This window comes from Romboutsia sp. CE17 (assembly GCF_012317385.1).
Taxonomy (GTDB): Bacteria; Bacillota; Clostridia; order Peptostreptococcales; family Peptostreptococcaceae; genus Romboutsia_E.
Map to the genome: position 1 here is coordinate 2,925,474 of NZ_CP051144.1, position 18,925 is coordinate 2,944,398.

The 18,925-nt window shown below is 30.1% G+C and carries 24 protein-coding genes; all 24 read left to right on the plus strand.

Going from position 1 to position 18,925, the window contains the following annotated elements; genetic code table 11:
- Nucleotides 1–79: 79 nt before the first annotated feature.
- A complete protein-coding gene (rho, locus tag HF520_RS14225) occupies nt 80–1,654 on the plus strand; it encodes a transcription termination factor Rho (protein WP_168574540.1) in 1,575 nt (524 codons plus the stop codon).
- A gap of 116 nt (nt 1,655–1,770) precedes the next feature.
- Nucleotides 1,771–1,971 carry a 50S ribosomal protein L31 gene (gene rpmE / locus HF520_RS14230; RefSeq protein WP_168574541.1) on the plus strand — a complete coding sequence of 67 codons (201 nt, stop codon included), beginning with the start codon at nt 1,771–1,773 and terminating at the stop codon, nt 1,969–1,971.
- Between the two features lie 84 nt (nt 1,972–2,055).
- On the plus strand, nt 2,056–2,640 hold the full coding sequence (locus HF520_RS14235) for a thymidine kinase (RefSeq protein WP_330586273.1): 585 nt from the start codon (nt 2,056–2,058) through the stop codon (nt 2,638–2,640).
- A gap of 105 nt (nt 2,641–2,745) precedes the next feature.
- The gene (locus HF520_RS14240) at nt 2,746–3,645 is read left to right on the plus strand and encodes a DUF1385 domain-containing protein (RefSeq protein WP_168574542.1); all 900 of its coding nucleotides are present in this window, start codon (nt 2,746–2,748) and stop codon (nt 3,643–3,645) included.
- A 12-nt stretch (nt 3,646–3,657) separates the two neighbouring features.
- Nucleotides 3,658–4,509: a peptide chain release factor N(5)-glutamine methyltransferase gene (prmC, locus tag HF520_RS14245; RefSeq protein WP_168574543.1), complete on the plus strand. Its 852-nt coding sequence runs from the start codon at nt 3,658–3,660 to the stop codon at nt 4,507–4,509.
- 42 nt (nt 4,510–4,551) lie between these two features.
- Nucleotides 4,552–5,616, plus strand: coding sequence for a peptide chain release factor 1 (prfA, locus tag HF520_RS14250; protein WP_168574544.1), 1,065 nt, complete (start codon nt 4,552–4,554; stop codon nt 5,614–5,616).
- A 97-nt stretch (nt 5,617–5,713) separates the two neighbouring features.
- The gene (locus HF520_RS14255) at nt 5,714–6,394 is read left to right on the plus strand and encodes a ZIP family metal transporter (RefSeq protein WP_168574545.1); all 681 of its coding nucleotides are present in this window, start codon (nt 5,714–5,716) and stop codon (nt 6,392–6,394) included.
- A gap of 28 nt (nt 6,395–6,422) precedes the next feature.
- Nucleotides 6,423–7,463 carry an L-threonylcarbamoyladenylate synthase gene (locus HF520_RS14260; RefSeq protein ID WP_168574546.1) on the plus strand — a complete coding sequence of 347 codons (1,041 nt, stop codon included), beginning with the start codon at nt 6,423–6,425 and terminating at the stop codon, nt 7,461–7,463.
- Nucleotides 7,464–7,629: 166 nt separating this feature from the next.
- Nucleotides 7,630–8,082 carry a ribose 5-phosphate isomerase B gene (gene rpiB, locus HF520_RS14265; protein ID WP_168574547.1) on the plus strand — a complete coding sequence of 151 codons (453 nt, stop codon included), beginning with the start codon at nt 7,630–7,632 and terminating at the stop codon, nt 8,080–8,082.
- 12 nt (nt 8,083–8,094) lie between these two features.
- Nucleotides 8,095–8,724, plus strand: coding sequence for a uracil phosphoribosyltransferase (upp, locus tag HF520_RS14270; RefSeq protein WP_168574548.1), 630 nt, complete (start codon nt 8,095–8,097; stop codon nt 8,722–8,724).
- A gap of 477 nt (nt 8,725–9,201) precedes the next feature.
- On the plus strand, nt 9,202–9,360 hold the full coding sequence (locus tag HF520_RS15470; protein WP_243155244.1) for an AtpZ/AtpI family protein: 159 nt from the start codon (nt 9,202–9,204) through the stop codon (nt 9,358–9,360).
- On the plus strand, nt 9,314–9,754 hold the full coding sequence (locus HF520_RS14280) for an ATP synthase subunit I (protein ID WP_168574550.1): 441 nt from the start codon (nt 9,314–9,316) through the stop codon (nt 9,752–9,754). Before HF520_RS15470 ends, HF520_RS14280 begins: the two co-directional genes overlap by 47 nt.
- Nucleotide 9,755: 1 nt before the next feature.
- On the plus strand, nt 9,756–10,457 hold the full coding sequence (gene atpB, locus HF520_RS14285; protein ID WP_168574551.1) for a F0F1 ATP synthase subunit A: 702 nt from the start codon (nt 9,756–9,758) through the stop codon (nt 10,455–10,457).
- 94 nt (nt 10,458–10,551) lie between these two features.
- Entirely contained in the window at nt 10,552–10,797 is a 246-nt protein-coding gene (atpE, locus tag HF520_RS14290) for an ATP synthase F0 subunit C (protein ID WP_168574850.1), read from the plus strand.
- 104 nt (nt 10,798–10,901) lie between these two features.
- On the plus strand, nt 10,902–11,402 hold the full coding sequence (gene atpF / locus HF520_RS14295) for a F0F1 ATP synthase subunit B (RefSeq protein ID WP_168574552.1): 501 nt from the start codon (nt 10,902–10,904) through the stop codon (nt 11,400–11,402).
- Nucleotides 11,399–11,941 (plus strand): F0F1 ATP synthase subunit delta, encoded by a 543-nt coding sequence (locus tag HF520_RS14300; protein WP_168574553.1) that lies wholly within the window; start codon nt 11,399–11,401, stop codon nt 11,939–11,941. Before atpF ends, HF520_RS14300 begins: the two co-directional genes overlap by 4 nt.
- Nucleotides 11,942–11,956: 15 nt before the next feature.
- Nucleotides 11,957–13,459 (plus strand): F0F1 ATP synthase subunit alpha, encoded by a 1,503-nt coding sequence (atpA, locus tag HF520_RS14305; protein ID WP_168574554.1) that lies wholly within the window; start codon nt 11,957–11,959, stop codon nt 13,457–13,459.
- 25 nt (nt 13,460–13,484) lie between these two features.
- On the plus strand, nt 13,485–14,351 hold the full coding sequence (atpG, locus tag HF520_RS14310; protein ID WP_168574555.1) for an ATP synthase F1 subunit gamma: 867 nt from the start codon (nt 13,485–13,487) through the stop codon (nt 14,349–14,351).
- 12 nt (nt 14,352–14,363) lie between these two features.
- Complete coding sequence (atpD, locus tag HF520_RS14315; RefSeq protein ID WP_168574556.1) at nt 14,364–15,758, plus strand: F0F1 ATP synthase subunit beta; 1,395 nt, start codon at nt 14,364–14,366, stop codon at nt 15,756–15,758.
- Between the two features lie 2 nt (nt 15,759–15,760).
- Nucleotides 15,761–16,021, plus strand: a complete 261-nt coding sequence (gene atpC / locus HF520_RS14320) for an ATP synthase F1 subunit epsilon (protein ID WP_168574557.1) — start codon at nt 15,761–15,763, stop codon at nt 16,019–16,021.
- A 255-nt stretch (nt 16,022–16,276) separates the two neighbouring features.
- On the plus strand, nt 16,277–16,657 hold the full coding sequence (acpS, locus tag HF520_RS14325; RefSeq protein WP_168574558.1) for a holo-ACP synthase: 381 nt from the start codon (nt 16,277–16,279) through the stop codon (nt 16,655–16,657).
- A 4-nt stretch (nt 16,658–16,661) separates the two neighbouring features.
- Nucleotides 16,662–17,123 (plus strand): CBS domain-containing protein, encoded by a 462-nt coding sequence (locus tag HF520_RS14330; protein ID WP_168574559.1) that lies wholly within the window; start codon nt 16,662–16,664, stop codon nt 17,121–17,123.
- A 20-nt stretch (nt 17,124–17,143) separates the two neighbouring features.
- Nucleotides 17,144–17,734 (plus strand): germination lipoprotein GerS, encoded by a 591-nt coding sequence (gerS, locus tag HF520_RS14335; protein ID WP_243155156.1) that lies wholly within the window; start codon nt 17,144–17,146, stop codon nt 17,732–17,734.
- A 13-nt stretch (nt 17,735–17,747) separates the two neighbouring features.
- A complete protein-coding gene (alr, locus tag HF520_RS14340) occupies nt 17,748–18,908 on the plus strand; it encodes an alanine racemase (RefSeq protein WP_168574560.1) in 1,161 nt (386 codons plus the stop codon).
- Nucleotides 18,909–18,925 lie beyond the last annotated feature (17 nt).

Below are 18,925 nucleotides of genomic sequence, written 5' to 3' on the forward strand. Positions count from 1 at the left end.
TTTTTCACACCTTTAATTCCCGAATGAATATAAATATGAAAATGAAATATAAGTTATACATGAGGAGGATTTTTTTAACTTGAATAATTTAACGATAGAAGAATTAAGTAATAAAACTTTAGCACAGTTAAGAGATATAGCAAAAGAATTAAATATAAAATCAATTAGTAAGTATAAAAAAAGCGAATTAATTGAAATTATTAATGGAAACACAGAAAAAAGTACATCACTAGATAGTGATAAAAGAAACGAAGATAACTCTGAAAATAAACATATTAATGTTAACAATAAAGAGCAAGACAATCCTGAAGAGATGACTAAATCTGAGAGGACTTATGTAAGGCCTTCTTATAATAAGGTAGAGTCTCAAAATAATGGAAAATACATAGATAATAGAAATCAAAGAGCGGAAAATAGAACTCAAAACAATGATTATACTAAAGTACAAGGAATAGATAGCAGACAACCTAGAAATAATAACAATAAACCTTACTATACTCCAAAGGTAGTTGAAGAATCTAAAATAATTGATGAGTTTAATACTTCTAAAGAAGATGAGGTAATGGGAGTACTTGAAATATTACCAGATGGTTTTGGATTCTTAAGAGGGTCAAACTATCTATCTACAGAAGGAGATGTTTATGTATCTCCATCTCAAATAAGAAGATTTAATATGAAAACAGGGGATAAAGTAAAAGGGATAACTAGACATCCGAAGAGTGGAGAAAAGTTTAGAGCTCTTTTATATGTACAAAAAATAAATGATGAAAAACCTGAAACAGCTATACAAAGAAAGGCTTTTGAAACATTAACGCCAATATATCCTGAGGAAAAACTAACTTTAGAAAAAAATCAAAATGAAATAGCTACAAGATTAATAGATTTAATATCGCCAATCGGTAAGGGGCAAAGAGGATTAATAGTTGCACCTCCTAAAGCAGGTAAAACTATGCTTCTTAAAAATGTAGCCAATAGTATAGTTAAGAATCATCCAAATGTAGAATTAATAGTTCTTTTAATAGATGAAAGACCTGAAGAAGTTACAGATATGAAGGAGTCTATAAATGGTGATGTTATTTACTCTACTTTTGACCAGGTTTCAAGCCATCATGTCAAAGTAGCAGAGATGGTTTTAAATAGAGCTCAAAGGCTAGTCGAACATGGAAAAGATGTAGTAATATTGTTAGATAGTATAACTAGACTTGCAAGAGCGTACAACTTAACTATATCTCCAACAGGAAGAACTTTATCAGGAGGTCTTGATCCAGGGGCATTACATGGACCTAAGAAGTTCTTTGGAGCTGCTAGAAATATAAGACAAGGTGGATCTCTTACTATATTGGCAACAGCTTTAGTTGAAACAGGATCAAGAATGGATGATGTAATATTTGAAGAATTTAAAGGTACAGGTAATATGGAATTGCATCTAGATAGAAAGCTTGCAGAGAAGAGAATATTCCCAGCAGTAGATATTTATAAGTCGGGAACTAGAAGAGAGGACTTATTACTTACTGAAGAAGAAAAGACAGCATTATGGAGACTTAGAAGAGAAATGAGTAATAATTCTGTTATGGAAGTTACTGATAAAGTAATAGAATTATTAAAAAGAACTAAGAATAATGATGAGTTTATTAAATCAATAAAAGCGCTTTAAACTAATTCAAAAACTCCTTGTACCACTAAAAAACTTGTGTTATAATGGTGTAGTTGATAATGTAAATGAAAAATTAATATAATTAATTTTAAAAATAAAGAGAAGAGGTGACAATAATGCAAAAAGATATACAACCAAAATACAATGTAGTTGAAGTAAGTTGTGCTTGTGGAAATAAATTCCAAGCTGGTTCAACTAATGATGAAATAAAAGTTGAAATATGTTCAGAATGCCATCCATTCTATACTGGAAAGCAAAAGAATATAGAAAAAGGTGGAAGAATCGACAAGTTCAAGAAGAGATTCAAAATGGACTAATTTTTATAAAAATGGAGTTGGGGAGCCAACTCCTATTTTATTTAAATAAATGTATAAATTTTTTATTCAACTAGGGGGGTTCTAATGATGTATAGACCAATAAATCATGGTTATATAGAAGCTGTAATTGGACCGATGTACAGTGGAAAAAGCGAAGAGCTTATAAGAAGACTAAAAAGAGCTAGGATAGCTAAACAAAATGTTTTAGTCTTCAAACCTAAAATAGATGATAGATACAGCAAAGAAGACGTAGTTTCGCATAGTGGAGATAGTATAGATGCAATTCCTATAGAAAACCCAAGTGAAATTTATGATTATATAGATAATAAAGTTCAGGTTGTAGGAATTGATGAAGTACAATTTTTTGATGAAAAAATAGTTGATATAGCTGTAGATTTAGCTAATAAAGGAATTAGAGTTATAGCAGCAGGTTTAGACATGGATTTCAAAGGTGAACCATTTGGTCCGACTCCTAAATTATTAGCAGTAGCAGAATTTGTAGATAAAATACAGGCTGTTTGTTCTGTTTGTGGTCAGCCAGCAACAAGATCTCAAAGGTTAATAGATGGGAAACCAGCGAGATATGATGATCCAATAATACAAGTTGGCGCAGTAGAAAGCTATGAAGCTAGATGCAGAAAATGTCACGTAGTATATAGAGATAAATAGTTAATTTTAATAATCTGTCCCTTTAGAGTGATATAAAGTTTACTTTAAAGGGTATTTTTATATTATAATAAACTATAAGTATAAAATTATTTAAGAGGTGTATATATGAGCAGACAAGCGGTTGGCGGGCAAGCATTAATAGAAGGGGTAATGATGCAGTCCAAAAATAAAAGAGCTATTGCTGTAAGAAAATCAGATGGAAAAATTGTAATAAAAAAAAATAAAATAAAGAGTTGGATAAGTGAAAAAAATATAGATAAGATACCTTTTATAAGAGGATCATTTATATTAATAGAAAATATGATAGAAGGCGTTAATAGCTTAAATTACTCTTCTGAGTTTTTTATCGATGAAGATGAAGAGGAAGATAAATTTGATTTATTTTTAAAGAAAATATTCAAAGATAGGGCCAACGATGTAATTGTAAGTATATCTATGGTACTTGCAATGATATTATCAATAGGGTTATTTGTATTAATTCCTACTTTTGTAGGTGGATTATTCTCAAATATTATTTCTAGTAAAGTTATTTTAAATTTAATAGAGGGAATAATTAGGATATTAATACTATTTATTTACATTGTGTTAATTTCAAAGAATAAAGATATAGAACGAACATTCCAATATCATGGAGCAGAGCATAAGGCTGTATATTGTTATGAAAATAATTTAGAATTAACCGTAGAAAATGCAAGGAAGTTTACAACACTTCATCCTAGATGTGGAACTAATTTTTTATTTATAGTTATGTCTACATCTATAATATTATTTTCTTTCTTTGGATGGCCTAATCCACTACTAAGAGTAGTTATGAGAATATTATGTATACCTATAGTAGCAGGTATTTCATATGAAATAATAAGATTTCTTGGGAAATATAATAATAAATTCACTAAAATTGTTGCTTATCCAGGAATGATGTTACAAAAGTTTACTACAAAAGAGCCTGATGACTCACAATTAGAAGTAGCACTAGAGGCTTTAAAAGCAGTTGTAAACGAATAAAAAGGAGTAGTTATGACGATAAAAGATATAATAATAAATTATTCAAAAAAGCTAGAAAATATTAGTGATACACCTAGATTAGATGTGGAAATATTGTTAGAAAAAGCTCTTGGAGGAGTAGATAACCTTTATATACGTTTAAATCTTAATAAAGAATTAACTAAAGATCAGGAAATACTATTTAATGATTTTATAGAAGATAGGTTAAAAGGGAGACCTATAGCCTATATAGTTGAAAATAGAGAATTTATGGGACTAGATTTTTATGTAAAAGAAGGAGTTCTTATTCCTAGACCAGATACAGAAACTTTGGTAGAAGAGTTAATAGATATTTGTAAGTCAAAAGAAAATTTACATATACTAGATATAGGTACAGGATCAGGAGCAATAACTATAAGTCTAGCTAAATATTTACCAACATCAATGGTAAAATCTTTAGATATATCAGATATACCATTGGAAGTAGGAAAACAAAATGCGATTACCAATGGTGTCTCTGAAAGGATAGAGTTTATAAAATCCGACTTATTTAATTCTATAGAAAATACAGATATGAAATTTGATGTTATAGTATCTAACCCACCATATATACCAAAGTGTGATATAGATACTTTACACACTCAAGTAAAAGACTATGAACCATATAATGCACTAGAAGGTGGGGAAGATGGATTAGATTTTTATAGAAAAATAACAGCACAATCTAAAAAGTATATAAAAGAAAATGGAATACTAGCGTATGAAGTTGGTCATGATCAAGCAAAGGATGTTGCAGAAATTATGGTCAATAATGGGTATACTAACATATATACAAAGAAAGACCTTCAAGGTATCGATAGAGTTGTTATAGGTTATAAACTATGATATAATGAAAAATTGATATGTTACAAATAAAGAGGTGAAAGTATGTTACAGAAATTAGCAGTACTAGAAGATAAATACAAAGACCTAACTGAAAAAATAAGTGATCCTGAAATAATTAACGATCAAAAAGTTTGGCAAAAGTATATGAAAGAACATGCTGATTTAGAACCGATCATAATGAAATTCAGAGAATATCAATCAGTTCTAAACAGTATAAAAGAGTCTAAAGAAATTTTACAAGAGGAATCAGATGAAGAGTTAAGAGAATTAGCTAAAATGGAATTATCTGATATGGAACATCAAGTAGAACCAATAGAAGCGGAGTTAAAAATATTATTACTACCAAAAGACCCTAACGATGAGAAGAACGTTATAGTTGAGGTTAGAGGTGGAGCAGGTGGAGATGAAGCAGCTCTATTTGCAGGAGACTTATTCAGAATGTATTCAAGATACGCTGAAAGAAGAAGATGGAAAATAGAATTACTAAGTGCTAGTGATACTGGTGTTGGTGGATATAAAGAGGTATCTTTCTTAATAAAAGGTAAAGGTGCATACTCAAGACTAAAATATGAGTCTGGGGTTCATAGAGTTCAAAGAATTCCTTCTACTGAATCAGGAGGAAGAATACACACATCAACTGCAACAGTTGCAGTATTACCAGAAGTTGAAACAGTAGAAGTAAATATAAATCCAAATGACTTAAGAATAGATGTGTTCCGTTCTTCAGGAAATGGTGGACAAAGTGTTAATACTACTGACTCTGCGGTTAGAATAACTCATATACCAACAGGAGAGGTAGTTTCTTGTCAAGATGGTAAGTCGCAATTAAAAAATAAAGAGCAAGCTTTAAAAATATTAGTTGCAAGACTTAATGATAAGGCTATAGCTGAACAAAACAAAGAAATTTCAGCTGAAAGAAAGAGTCAGGTAGGTACAGGAGATAGATCTGAGAGAATAAGAACTTATAACTTCCCTCAAGGAAGAGTAAGTGACCATAGAATAAACTTAACATTATACAAGTTAGATCAATTTTTAGATGGAGATTTAGATGAAATGATAGATGCTCTTATAACAGTTGATCAAACTGAAAAAATGTCAGCAATATAAATCCCTAATATTTAGGGATTTTTCTATAGGTACTTTAGTTATCTTATGGGGTTGTACTGTATATAATTAATATATAAAGGTACAAGGGGGTTATGAGTTGATATTAAAGATAACATTAGTTGGTTTATTTGCAGGAGTTATAGGAACTGGCTTTGGAGGAGTAATTTCAGCGATATTTAAGAAAAAAGTAGATAAGTATATAGACTTTTTCATGGGATTATCAGGGGGGATAATGCTAGCTGTAGTTGTATTTGATCTTATGAAGGAATCTATGGAGGTTATGGGAGTAATACAGACAGTTATTTTTACATTTTTAGGTGTAATTATTACTATGTTTATAAAATCTAGACTAGATGTATCTGGAGATATGAAATCTGGATATTTAATTTTCCTTAGTATATTATTACATAACCTGCCAGAAGGCTTAGCAATAGGATCATCCTTTATGTCAAAAGAGTCACTAGGCATGACCTTAGCCATCGTTATAGGAATACATAATATACCAGAAGGTTTAGCAACGGCATTAAGCTTAGTGGGTAGTAATATGAAAATTACTAAAGTAATTTTATTTACAGTAATAGCGGGGATACCTATGGGTATAGGCAGCTTTTTAGGTGCTTATTTTGGAGGGATTTTCAATTCTCTTATAGGCGTATTTCTTGCTACAGCAGCAGGAACAATGATGTATGTTGTTTTAGAAGAAATATTTCCTAAATCGAGAAGTTTATTTTGTATAATTGGATTTCTAGTAGGTACATTGATTGTATATTGCATCTAGAAAAAAGGTAAAGGTAGGTATACATAAGATGAAAACTATCATAAGTAATATTGATATAAATGATATAGACTTAAATGAAATAAAAAAACATGCGAAACTTATAAAAGAAGGTAATACAGTTATATTTCCAACAGAAACAGTATACGGTCTAGGGGCAAATGCTCTTAATGAAAATGCTGTAAAAAAAATATATGAGGCAAAAGGTAGGCCAAGTGATAATCCTCTTATAGTCCATATATGTGATAAAGAAGAAGTTTATAATTTAGCTGAGGATATAAGTGAGAAGGCTAAAATTGTAATGGATAACTTTTGGCCAGGTCCAATAACTATAGTATTAAATAAAAAAGATATAGTTCCTAAAACTACAAGTGGAGGTCTAGAGACAGTAGCTATAAGAATGCCATCTAATAAGATAGCACAAGCAATTATAAGAGAATCTGGTGTTCCTATAGCAGCTCCTTCGGCTAATATTTCGGGAAGACCATCTCCTACTAAAGGAGATCATGTAAAAGAAGAAATGGACGGTAGAGTAGGCGGTATAATACTAGGAGGAGATTGTAATTTTGGATTAGAATCAACTGTATTAGATATGACTGAAGAAATACCTATGATTTTAAGACCTGGAAGCATAACAAAGGAAGAATTAGAAAAATTAATTGGAGATATTAATTTAGATCCATCTTTAGAAAAAAAAGAAGATAACAAAAAAGCTAAGGCACCCGGAATGAAGTACACACATTATTCACCAAATGCAGATGTATACATTGTTTCTGGAGATGAACAAAGTGTGATAGAAAAAATTAATAATATGTATAAAGAAAATATGAATAATAATTTAAAAACTGGAGTAATGTGCATTAACAAAAATATTCATAAGTATGAAGGGTTAGCAATTGGCTTAGGAAATAGTTTAGAAGAAGTTGGAAGTAATTTGTTTAGTGCATTAATTGAAATGGATAAACATAATATAGATATAATATACTCAGAGGAATTTCCGAATAGTGGTGTTGGAAGAGCTATAATGAACAGATTGCTTAAATCTGCAGGATATAAAGTGATTAAAGCATAATTTAAAAATTTAAAGCTATATGAAAAATACTAGTAAAAATTGATTTTATCTAATATAATATCATAGGAATACTATAATATAGCGAATATTTTTAAATATAAATTTTAATTAAATTCGCTATTTTAGTAAAATATACACAAATACATAATGCGGAGGAACATTAAATATGAAAATCGGATTAGGGTGTGACCATGGAGGATATAACCTTAAATTAGAAATTATCAAGCACTTACAATCTAAAGGGATTGAATGTGTAGATTATGGTACAAATAATGATTTAGATTCAGTTGATTATCCAATTTATGGAGAATCAGTTGCCAATGCAGTAGTAAATAAAGATGTAGATTATGGAATAGTTTGTTGTGGCACAGGTATAGGAATATCTTTAGCTGCGAATAAGGTTCCAGGTATTAGGTGTGCTGTAGTATCAGATGTATTTTCAGCAAAAATGTCAAAAGCTCATAATAATGCAAATATGTTATCTCTAGGAGAGAGGGTTTTAGGAAAAGGTCTAGCTTTAGAGATAGTTGATGCGTGGATAAATACAGAGTTTGAAGGAGATAGACACTCTAGAAGAGTTGATATGATAAATAAAATAGAGGAAAAACATAATAAGTAGGAGGGACACATAATGAGTAAAGTAATAGTAACAGATCATCCATTAATACAACACAAATTAACATTAATGAGAGATGAAAATACAGGTTCAAAAGATTTTAGAGAACTTTTAACTGAAATAACAATGTTAATGGGATATGAAATAACAAGAGACTTACCATTAGAAGATGCAGAAATAAAAACACCAGTAGTTAAGGCTACATGTAAGGTATTACAAGGTAAAAAATTAGGAATAGTGCCAATATTAAGAGCAGGTCTTGGTATGGTAGATGGATTGGTAAATTTAATACCAGCAGCTAAAATAGGACATGTTGGATTATATAGAGATCCTGAAACTTTAAAACCAGTTGAATACTATTGTAAACTTCCTCAAGATATACATGAAAGGGAAATGTTAATAGTAGATCCAATGCTTGCCACAGGTGGATCAGCAGTAGCAGCTATAGATGTATTAAAAGCAAAAGGTGCTACAAATATAAAATTAGTTAATTTAGTTGCTGCTCCAGAAGGTATTGAAGAAGTGCAAAAATATCATCCTGATGTGGATATATATGTTGCTGCTATAGATGAAAAATTAAATGATCATGGATATATAGTTCCTGGATTAGGTGATGCAGGAGATAGATTATTTGGAACAAAATAATTCTAAAAGGGTAGGAATAAAATTAAGTTTAAATTTTATTCCTACCCTTTTACAATTTATTTTAATATTTAATAAAATAATACAAAATATTGAATACAAAATTCTACTACAACTAGAAATTGAAATTGACAGAAATATTTAGAAAAATATTTGAATTATTTGTGAAATGTGATATCATGAATATAATAAATATTTGCAAAAAATTAACAAATACAATAATTAAGAAATTAAATTATATAATATCATCAATAAAAAAATTTTAAAAAATATTTTAATTTATATAATTAATTTCAATAAAAAATGACGTAAATGGTGTAAAATACAAAGAAATCTGTTGACTATGTCAACTCAAGGTGTATAATGTTGATTATATCAATTTTGTATAAATATAAGGAAGAGGCAAACCTAATGGCAAAGAAAAATGTGTATTTAGAAGTTGTGAGAATGTTTTCATTGATAAGCCAATTAGGGCTAATGATGGTGATTTCTATACTGGGTACTTTTTTCGTAGGACGGTATATAGACAACTTGATTAACACAAAACCAATTTTCACACTAATATTTCTAATAATGGGAATAGGTGGAGCGTTTGTATCTGTTTATAAGACAATTATTGGATATACAAAAAGGAAGTGATGAGTTGGATATTAAATTGCAAGAAGAAATAACTAATATAAATAAAGGAGTTCTTATATACGATGTTGTAATCTTTATTGGACTATTACTAACTTCGACACTTAGTGGAAGTATGGTTTTAGGTTTGATACTAGGTACATTAGTAGCATTAATGAACCTTACATCATTAGCAAGAACTATTGAAAAATCAGTAGATATGACTCCAAGTCGTGCTAAAATTTATACATCATCTAAATATTCTTTAAGAATGATGATAATAGCATTAGTACTATTTGTAACAGTAAAATCCTCAAAACTACACTTAATTGGTGTATTTTTAGGTTTAATAGGACCAAAAATAGTAATTTTAACAAGAAACATGCTATTTAATAAAATTAAAAGAAAGGAGTTATAGGATGAGTTATGCAAGATGGATAATAGAGTTTGGTAACTTTCGAATAAGTACGACAGTGACAACTAGTTGGTTAATAATAGCTGCACTAGCTTTAGCATCGTATTTTTTAACTAGAAATCTAAAGAAAGTTCCAACTAGTAAAGTGCAGATATTCCTAGAATATGCTGTGACAGCTCTTTTAAATCTAGTGAAATCTACTATGGGTGAAAAAGCTATTGAAAAGATGCCTAATATAGTTCCGTATGTAGGTAGTTTGTTTATATTCTTTACATGTTCAAATCTAATCGGACTATTAGGGTTTAGATCACCTACAACTGATTTAGATACAACATTAGCATTTTCATTGATAACAGTATTTCTAATTTACTACGCTGGAATTAAACAAAAAGGAATAGGTTATTTCAAGGGGCTAGCTGAACCAGTAGCTGTTATGTTACCTCTGAACATAATAGGTGAAATAGCAAGACCTATTTCATTAACTTTCCGTCCATTTGGTAACATATTAGGTGGGACAGTTATAATGGCTCTTCTGTATCAATTTTTAGGATTTTTATCAGGTTTAATACCTGGAGTTACAATACCAATATTCCAATTTGCAATACCAGTACCATTACATCTGTATTTTGACTTATTTTCAGGTGTTTTACAATCATTTATATTTGTAACCTTAACAATGGTATTCGTTGGAAGCGAATTAGAATAATAAAAGTTATAGAATTAAGTAATAAAAATAAAATTTAAAATAATAAAGATAATATATGAATTTTTAGGAGGTATTTAAAATGCAAGATTATACAATGGCTCAAGCAATAATAGCAGCAGGGTCTGCAATAGGTGCAGGTTTAGCAGTAATGACAGGTCTAGGAACAGGTATAGGACAAGGTGTAGCAGCAGGTAAAGGTACTGAAGCTGTAGCAAATCAACCAGAAGCAAAAGGTGACATAATGTCTACAATGCTTTTAGGATGTGCAGTAGCAGAATCTACTGGTATATATGGTCTAGTAATATCTATAATTCTTATATTTGCTAATCCATGGATATAAGGTGAATCTTCATAGAAGAAGAGTTGATTTTAAATTTTTAATTAGGAGATGGTTAACCATCTCCTAACTAAAAATTGTGGTTAGCAGAAAGGAGGAATTAAAATATGGCAGATAAAGCGCTTATAACTATAACGAGTGACCTTGTATTTCAGCTTATAAATACAGGTTTAGTATTTATTGTATTAAAGAAACTTTTATTTAAACCTGTATTAAATATAATTGAATCTAGAGAAAATGATATACAAGATAATTTAGCTAAAGGTGAGCTAGCTAAAAGTCAAGGTATAGCTTTAAAAAATGAGTACGAAGAAAAAATAAGTCGTGCAAAAGAAGAAGGTCAAGAAATAATAAAACAAGCGACTTTAAGAGCAGAGCAAAAGTCTGAAGAAATAATATCTGAAGCTAAACAAGAGGCAACTCATATTAAAGAAAAAGCTAATAAAGATATTGAACTAGAAAGACAAAAAGTTATGAATGAAATAAAAGATGATATATCTGATATAGCTTTACTTGCGGCTTCTAAGGTTATTGAAAAAGATATAGATAAAGCAAAACATGAAGACTTAATAAATGATTTTATAAAAAAGGTGGGCGAATCTAAATGATAAATGTAGTAGCAAGTAGATATGCTGAAGCCTTATTTCAAATAGGAGAAGATGAAAAAATAACTGATAGGTTATATGAAGAGTTAAGTGAAATCACTAAACTATTTAATGAATGTAAAGAATTTTATTCAGTTTTAAAATCTCCTGTTATATCTAAAAAAGAAAAATTAAGTTTGATTGATAATATAATAGAAGATAAAGTAAATATCAATTTAAAGAACTTTTTAAAATTACTTATTGAAAAAAATAGAATATCATTTATACATGATATATCTTATTCATATAAAGAACTATTAAATGAAAAATATAATGTTATAGAAGGTGTTGTAATTACTGCAATACCAATGAATGAAAAAGAAATTAAAGAGTTAGAAGAAAAGCTTTCTCAAAAATATAATAAAAATGTTACTTTAGAGAATAAAGTTGATAAATCTATTCTAGGTGGAGTTTTAGTAAGACTTGGAAATGAAGAAATAGATGGAACAGTTAAAAATCGTTTAGATAAAATAAAAGAACAACTATCTCAAGTAATATCTTAGGAGGGCGGTGAACCCATGAACTTAAGACCTGAAGAAATAAGTTCTATAATAAAACAACAAATAAAAAATTATGAAAATAAAATTGAATTAACAGATACAGGTAGCGTATTAAAAGTAGGAGATGGTATCGCAACTGTATATGGATTAGATAAAGTTATGTCAAGTGAGCTTTTAGAGTTCCCAGGGCAAGTATATGGAATGGCTCTTAACCTTGAAGAAGGTGTAGTTGGTGCTGTTATATTTGGCGATGACTCTAACATAAAAGAAGGTGACATAGTTAAGAGAACTGGTAAAATCGTTGAGGTTCCAGTTGGTGAAGCTATGATCGGTAGAGTTGTAAGTCCATTAGGATTACCTATAGATGGTAAAGGACCTATAAATACTAACAAAACTAGACCTGTTGAAGCTTCAGCTCCAGGTATAATGGATAGAAAATCAGTTCATGAACCATTACAAACAGGTATAAAAGCTATAGACTCAATGGTACCAATAGGTAGAGGACAAAGAGAGCTTGTAATAGGGGATAGACAAACAGGTAAAACTTCTATACTTATAGATACAATATTAAATCAAAAAGGTAAGGATGTTATATGTATATATGTTGCTATAGGGCAAAAACGTTCTACAGTAGCACAATTAGTTTCTACTCTTGAAAAAGGTGGAGCTATGGATTATACAATAGTAGTTTCAGCTACAGCATCTGAATCTGCACCACTTCAATACTTAGCACCTTATGCTGGGGCTGCTATGGGTGAAGAATTTATGTACAATGGTAAACATGTACTTATAATATATGATGACTTAAGTAAGCAAGCTGTTGCATACAGAGAAATGTCATTACTACTTAGAAGACCACCAGGTCGTGAAGCTTATCCAGGGGATGTATTCTACTTACACTCTAGATTACTTGAAAGAGCAGCTAAGCTTTCAGATGAATTAGGTGGAGGATCTATGACAGCATTACCAGTTATAGAAACTCAAGCAGGAGACGTTTCTGCATACATACCAACTAACGTTATATCTATAACAGATGGACAAATATACTTACAACCAGAATTATTCTATTCAGGAGTAAGACCAGCTGTTGATCCTGGTATATCTGTATCAAGGGTTGGAGGTAGTGCTCAAATAAAAGCAATGAAAAAAGTTGCTGGTACATTAAGACTAGCATACTCTCAATATAAAGAACTTGCAGCTTTCTCTCAATTTGGATCTGACCTAGATGAAGATACTAAAAAGCAACTTGCTCAAGGTGAAAGAATAGTTGAAGTTTTAAAACAAGGAGAGCATGACCCAATAAAGGTTGAGCATCAAGTTATGATAATATTTGCTGTTATAAATAACTTCTTAGAAGATATTCCAGTAAATAATATAGCTATATTTGAAAAGGAACTTTATAATTTTGTAGATAACAACTATCCAGATGTTTCTACTAAAATATTAGCTGGAGAAGATTTCTCTTCTGATTTAACAAACGCTATAAATCAATTTAAGAAAAAGTTTGTTATAGAAGCTTAATCCTTTTTAAAAGGAGGTAATTTAATTGGCAGGTGCAGGAAGTAAAGAAATCAAAACTCGTATTAACAGTGTTGAAAGTACAAAGCAAATAACTAAAGCGATGCAACTTGTAGCATCATCTAAGTTAAGAAAAGCTAAAGAAAGAGCTGAAAGCTCAAGACCATACTTTACAGCATTATACAGTACTATAAAAGATATATCTCAAGGTAGTAAAGGTATAAAGGATGACTTTTTAAAACAAAGAGAAGTTAAAAATAGATGTTATATAGTTGTTGCTGGAGATAGAGGATTAGCTGGAGGATACAACTCAAATGTATTAAAAGCTACGGTTTCTCATATGGAAGGTAAACAAGAAAAGATTATTTCTATAGGTAAAAAAGCATATGAGTTTTTTGGTAAAAGAGGCTATGATATACTAAACTCTGTAGAAAGCGTTGAGCATTGTGATTATAATAATGCCTTAGAAATATCAAATAATGTAATGGATTTATATAAAAAAGGAGAAATTGATGAAGTGTATATGGCTTATACAGAATTTGTATCTCCTTTAGTACAAAATGTTAAATTAATAAAAGTACTTCCATTAGCATTTGAAAAAGAAGAAGCCAAGTCTCAAGAAAAATCTGCAAGAAAAGGTAGAGTACAATATTTGCCATCAGCAGAAGCTGTTTTAGGCTATATAATACCTAAGTATATCTCTGGAACGATATATGGAGGAGTTATAGAATCTTTTGCATCAGAAAATGGTGCTAGAAGAACGGCAATGGAATCGGCTACAGATAATGCAGATGAAATGCTATCTGATTTAGAGTTGAAATACAACAGAGCAAGACAATCAGCGGTAACTCAAGAAATAACAGAGATAGTAGGTGGAGTTGAAGCTCTAAAATAAGGAGGTTAGGAAATGGCAAATGTAGGTAAAATAGTATCAATCGTAGGGGTTGTACTTGATGTTAAGTTTGATAGTGAAAAAAGCCTACCTAACTTATTAAACGCGTTAGTTATAAAGTTAGGAGATAAAGAAATAGTTGCAGAAGTTGCACAACACATAGGTGATGATACAGTTAGATGTATTGCTATGAGTGCTACTGATGGATTAGTAAGAGGTATGGAAGTTGTAGATACAGGAAAACCAATAAGTGTTCCTGTTGGAGATGCAACTTTAGGAAGAATATTTAATGTTTTAGGTGAACCAGTTGATAATAAGCCAGCACCAAAGGATGCGCCACAACTTCCTATACATAGACAAGCGCCAAGCTTTGAAGAAATAGAAAGTAGTGCAGAAATACTTGAAACAGGTATAAAGGTTGTTGACTTATTATGTCCATACTTAAAAGGTGGAAAAATCGGTCTATTCGGTGGAGCTGGAGTTGGTAAAACAGTTCTTATACAAGAACTTATAAACAACATAGCTAAGCAACACGGTGGTATATCAGTATTTGCCGGTGTTGGAGAAAGAACAAGAGAAGGTAATGACCTTTACCATGAAATGGCTGATTCTGGAGTTATAAATAAAACTGCTCTAGTATTCGGACAAATGAATGAGCCACCTGGAGCGAGAATGAGGGTTGCACTTAGTGGTCTTACAATGGCTGAGCACTTTAGAGATGAGCAAGGTCAAGACGTGTTATTATTCGTAGATAATATATTCCGTTTCACACAAGCAGGTTCAGAAGTTTCAGCACTTCTTGGACGTATGCCATCAGCAGTTGGATACCAACCAACATTAGCTACAGAAATGGGTAACTTACAAGAAAGAATAACATCAACTAAGAAAGGGTCTATAACATCTGTTCAAGCAGTTTATGTACCAGCAGATGACTTAACTGACCCAGCACCAGCTACAACATTCACACACTTAGATGCTAAAACAGTTTTATCTAGACAAATAGCATCACTTGGTATATACCCAGCAGTTGACCCATTAGAGTCTACTTCAAGAGTTCTTGACCCAAGTATAGTAGGTAAAGAACACTATGAAGTTGCAAGAGGTGTACAATCAATACTTCAAAGATATAAAGAACTTCAAGATATAATAGCTATACTTGGTATGGATGAATTATCTGATGAAGATAAGATTATAGTTGCTCGTGCTAGAAAGATACAAAGATTCCTTTCTCAATCTTTCACAGTTGCAGAGCAGTTTACAGGATTAAAAGGTACTTACGTACCAGTTAAAGAAACTGTAAGAGGATTTAAAGAGATATTAGAAGGTAAGCATGATGATTTACCAGAATCAGCATTCTTATTAGTAGGAACTATAGAAGAAGCTGTTGCAAAGGCGAAGGAGAGTAGATAACTATGGCAAGTGAATTTTCACTAGAAGTTGTAACTCCTGATAAGATATTTTATCATGATAATGTAGAAATGGTAATAACTAGAACTACAGAAGGTGATAGAGGTATTCTTAGAAATCATAGACCATTTGTGGCAGGGCTAGTTGAAGGTATCCTTAGAGTTAAAAAAAATGGAGACTTTAAAGAGGCTAAAATATCAGGTGGATTTATTACAGTAGATAAAGAAAAAGCTACTATATTAACAGAATCGGCTGAATGGATATAATAAATATACGACTATTTAGGATTTAGATGAATTTTTCATCTTAACTCCTAATATAGTCGTTTTTTATATTAATAAGGAAATTCAAATATATCAGACCACACTAGTAATAAATGTTAAATAGTGTGGTTCTTTTTGTTTTAGATTAAAACATATATAATTAGTTTATAATGGATATACGCATATTTAATTATAAGTATTTGAATATAATAATTTAATCGTAATAAAATAATAATAAGATAAGTTTTGGAGGAGTAGATGAATATACTAGATATTGGTGTTGATATAGTTGAAATTGAAAGAATTAAAGATGCTATAAATAAAAATAGTAGATTTTTATATAGATTTTTTACAGAAGATGAAATTGAATATTTTAAATCTAAAAATTTTAAAACTGAAACGATAGCTGGAAACTTTGCTGCGAAGGAGGCTGTTAGTAAGTCTATTGGGACAGGCATTAGAGGTTATGAATTTAAAGACATTGAGATAACTAGAAATTCTCTTGGTAAACCGATAGTAAAAACCTATAATAATTTAAAACAAATTTGCATAGACTATAATGTTCTAGATATAAAAGTTTCAATATCTCATAGCGAAAAATATGCTGTAGCTAATGCTATCGCTATAACTAAGGAGTGATAAAATGAATGAAAAAAAAGCAAAAGATATAATGACAACTGATGTAATTGTTGCAAAAAAAGGAGATACTATATCCAAAGTGGCCAACATACTTATATCTGGAAAGATTGGAGGTCTTCCTGTAGTTGATGACGATAATAGAGTTGTAGGGATAATATCAGAAACAGATATAATTAAGAAAGAGAAAAAGGTACATTCAACACCATTTATAAATGTACTAGAAGGGATAATATTTTTAGATGATTTCAATAAAATGGAGCAGGACTTAAAGCGAATTGCTGCATATAAGGTAGAAGACTTAATGTCAAAAAATATAGTTAAAGTTTATGAAGATGATGCATTTGATATCGTTGCTAATATAATGATAAGTAAATCTATTAATAGGGTTCCTGTAGTAGATGAAGATAATAAATTAAAAGGTATAATTTGCAGATATGATATAATAAAGGCCATGTATAATGAATAAACTATAATAGGAGTGATTATGTGAGAAACAAGTTAATGACATTATTTATAATAACTATTTGTGTATTCATAAGCTTGGTAGGATGTCAAGATAAAGAATATACAAAAGAGGAAGTATATAAAGCATTTCAAGAACAAGTTTCAAAAATAGAATCCTATAAGTGTACAGCAGAAGTTGAGGTTATAGGAAATAAAGGCAATACAAGTTATACAATGATACACAATTATACAAAGCCAGATTATTATAAGCTAGAGGTAATATCACCAAAGCATCTTAAAGGTAAAACTATAGAGTACAAAGATGGTAAAATTACAGTTAATAATCCTGAAATTAATGATTCTATAGAATTGTCAACCAATAATAAAGATGGATTATATTTATTTGTAGGTGATTTTTTAAACAATTATATTCAGAATGAAGATATGAATATGGACTTTTATGATAAATACTTAGTATTAGAAACTATTATACCTGGAGATGACAAATACTTTAATAAACAAATTTTATATGTAGATATAGAAAGTAAGGTCCCAGATAAAATGGAAATTTTAGATAAGGAAGGTAATATCAGATCTATAGTTAAGTATAAAAATTTTGAATATAAAAAATAAGGGGAAGCAAAAGATGAATAAATTAACAACTGTCCCTACTTGGGCGGAGATAAATCTAGATAACATAAAATTCAACTTAAATAACATAAAAAAATTACTAAATGAGGATACTAAAGTTTGTGGAGTAGTTAAAGCTAATGCATATGGTCATGGAGCAGTTGAAATTGCAAAATTGTTACAACGAGAGAAGGTAGATTATTTAGCAGTTGCTAGATTAGAAGAAGGTATAGAGCTTAGACAGAATTATATAAATCTCCCAATTTTATGTTTAGGTTATATTCCTGAAGATAGTATTGAATATGCCATAATAAATGACCTAACTATAACGGTATATTCTTTAGAAATGGCTAAAAAAATAAGTGAAGTAGCTGAAAATATAAATAAAGAAGCTAAAATTCATATAAAAGTTGATACTGGTATGACTAGATTAGGTTTTCAACCAAATGAAAATTCACTTAATGAAATATTTTCTATTAGTCAATTAAAGAATATAGAAATAGAAGGTATATATACACATTTTGCAAAGGCTGATGAAGAAGATAAATCTTATACTTACCTTCAAGCACAAAAGTACATTTATATGGTGGACAAATTAGAAGAAGCTAATATAAATATACCTATAAAACATGTCTCAAATAGTGCTGCAACAATGGAATGTCTTGATTTAAGATTTAATATGGTTAGATGTGGAATTATACTGTATGGACACTATCCATCAGATGAAGTAAATAAAGGTATAATAGAACTCAAGCCAGCTATGAAACTAAAATCAAGAGTTTCTTATATAAAAGATGTTGATCCAGATGTAGGTATAAGCTATGGTTGGAAATACAAAACAACTAATACAGAAAAGATAGCAACTATACCAATTGGATATGCAGATGGATTTACTAGAATGCAAAAAAATGCAAAGATATATATAAAAAATAAACCTTTTAATGTTGTAGGAAGAATATGCATGGATCAATGTATGGTAAAAATAGATAAAGATATAGATATAAAAATTGGTGATGAAGTTATAATCTTTGGAGAAGGTAATGCAACGGTAGAAGATATAGCAAAAGATTTGAATACTATAAACTATGAAGTTCTATGCATGGTCTCAAAGCGTGTTAAACGCGTGTATATGGAAAGAAATGCAATTTTACAATCAAACAGTTATTTGATAAAATAAAGAGGATAGTATACTCT

Bases quoted from the DNA above. Each gene is read 5' to 3' on its own strand.
- rpmE (WP_168574541.1), top strand. From the start codon at position 1,771: ATGCAAAAAGATATACAACCAAAATACAATGTAGTTGAAGTAAGTTGT.
- HF520_RS14235 (WP_330586273.1), top strand. From the start codon at position 2,056: ATGATGTATAGACCAATAAATCATGGTTATATAGAAGCTGTAATTGGA.
- HF520_RS14240 (WP_168574542.1), top strand. From the start codon at position 2,746: ATGAGCAGACAAGCGGTTGGCGGGCAAGCATTAATAGAAGGGGTAATG.
- prmC (WP_168574543.1), top strand. From the start codon at position 3,658: ATGACGATAAAAGATATAATAATAAATTATTCAAAAAAGCTAGAAAAT.
- prfA (WP_168574544.1), top strand. From the start codon at position 4,552: ATGTTACAGAAATTAGCAGTACTAGAAGATAAATACAAAGACCTAACT.
- HF520_RS14260 (WP_168574546.1), top strand. From the start codon at position 6,423: ATGAAAACTATCATAAGTAATATTGATATAAATGATATAGACTTAAAT.
- rpiB (WP_168574547.1), top strand. From the start codon at position 7,630: ATGAAAATCGGATTAGGGTGTGACCATGGAGGATATAACCTTAAATTA.
- upp (WP_168574548.1), top strand. From the start codon at position 8,095: ATGAGTAAAGTAATAGTAACAGATCATCCATTAATACAACACAAATTA.
- HF520_RS15470 (WP_243155244.1), top strand. From the start codon at position 9,202: ATGGTGATTTCTATACTGGGTACTTTTTTCGTAGGACGGTATATAGAC.
- atpB (WP_168574551.1), top strand. From the start codon at position 9,756: ATGAGTTATGCAAGATGGATAATAGAGTTTGGTAACTTTCGAATAAGT.
- atpE (WP_168574850.1), top strand. From the start codon at position 10,552: ATGGCTCAAGCAATAATAGCAGCAGGGTCTGCAATAGGTGCAGGTTTA.
- atpF (WP_168574552.1), top strand. From the start codon at position 10,902: ATGGCAGATAAAGCGCTTATAACTATAACGAGTGACCTTGTATTTCAG.
- HF520_RS14300 (WP_168574553.1), top strand. From the start codon at position 11,399: ATGATAAATGTAGTAGCAAGTAGATATGCTGAAGCCTTATTTCAAATA.
- atpA (WP_168574554.1), top strand. From the start codon at position 11,957: ATGAACTTAAGACCTGAAGAAATAAGTTCTATAATAAAACAACAAATA.
- atpD (WP_168574556.1), top strand. From the start codon at position 14,364: ATGGCAAATGTAGGTAAAATAGTATCAATCGTAGGGGTTGTACTTGAT.
- atpC (WP_168574557.1), top strand. From the start codon at position 15,761: ATGGCAAGTGAATTTTCACTAGAAGTTGTAACTCCTGATAAGATATTT.
- acpS (WP_168574558.1), top strand. From the start codon at position 16,277: ATGAATATACTAGATATTGGTGTTGATATAGTTGAAATTGAAAGAATT.
- HF520_RS14330 (WP_168574559.1), top strand. From the start codon at position 16,662: ATGAATGAAAAAAAAGCAAAAGATATAATGACAACTGATGTAATTGTT.
- alr (WP_168574560.1), top strand. From the start codon at position 17,748: ATGAATAAATTAACAACTGTCCCTACTTGGGCGGAGATAAATCTAGAT.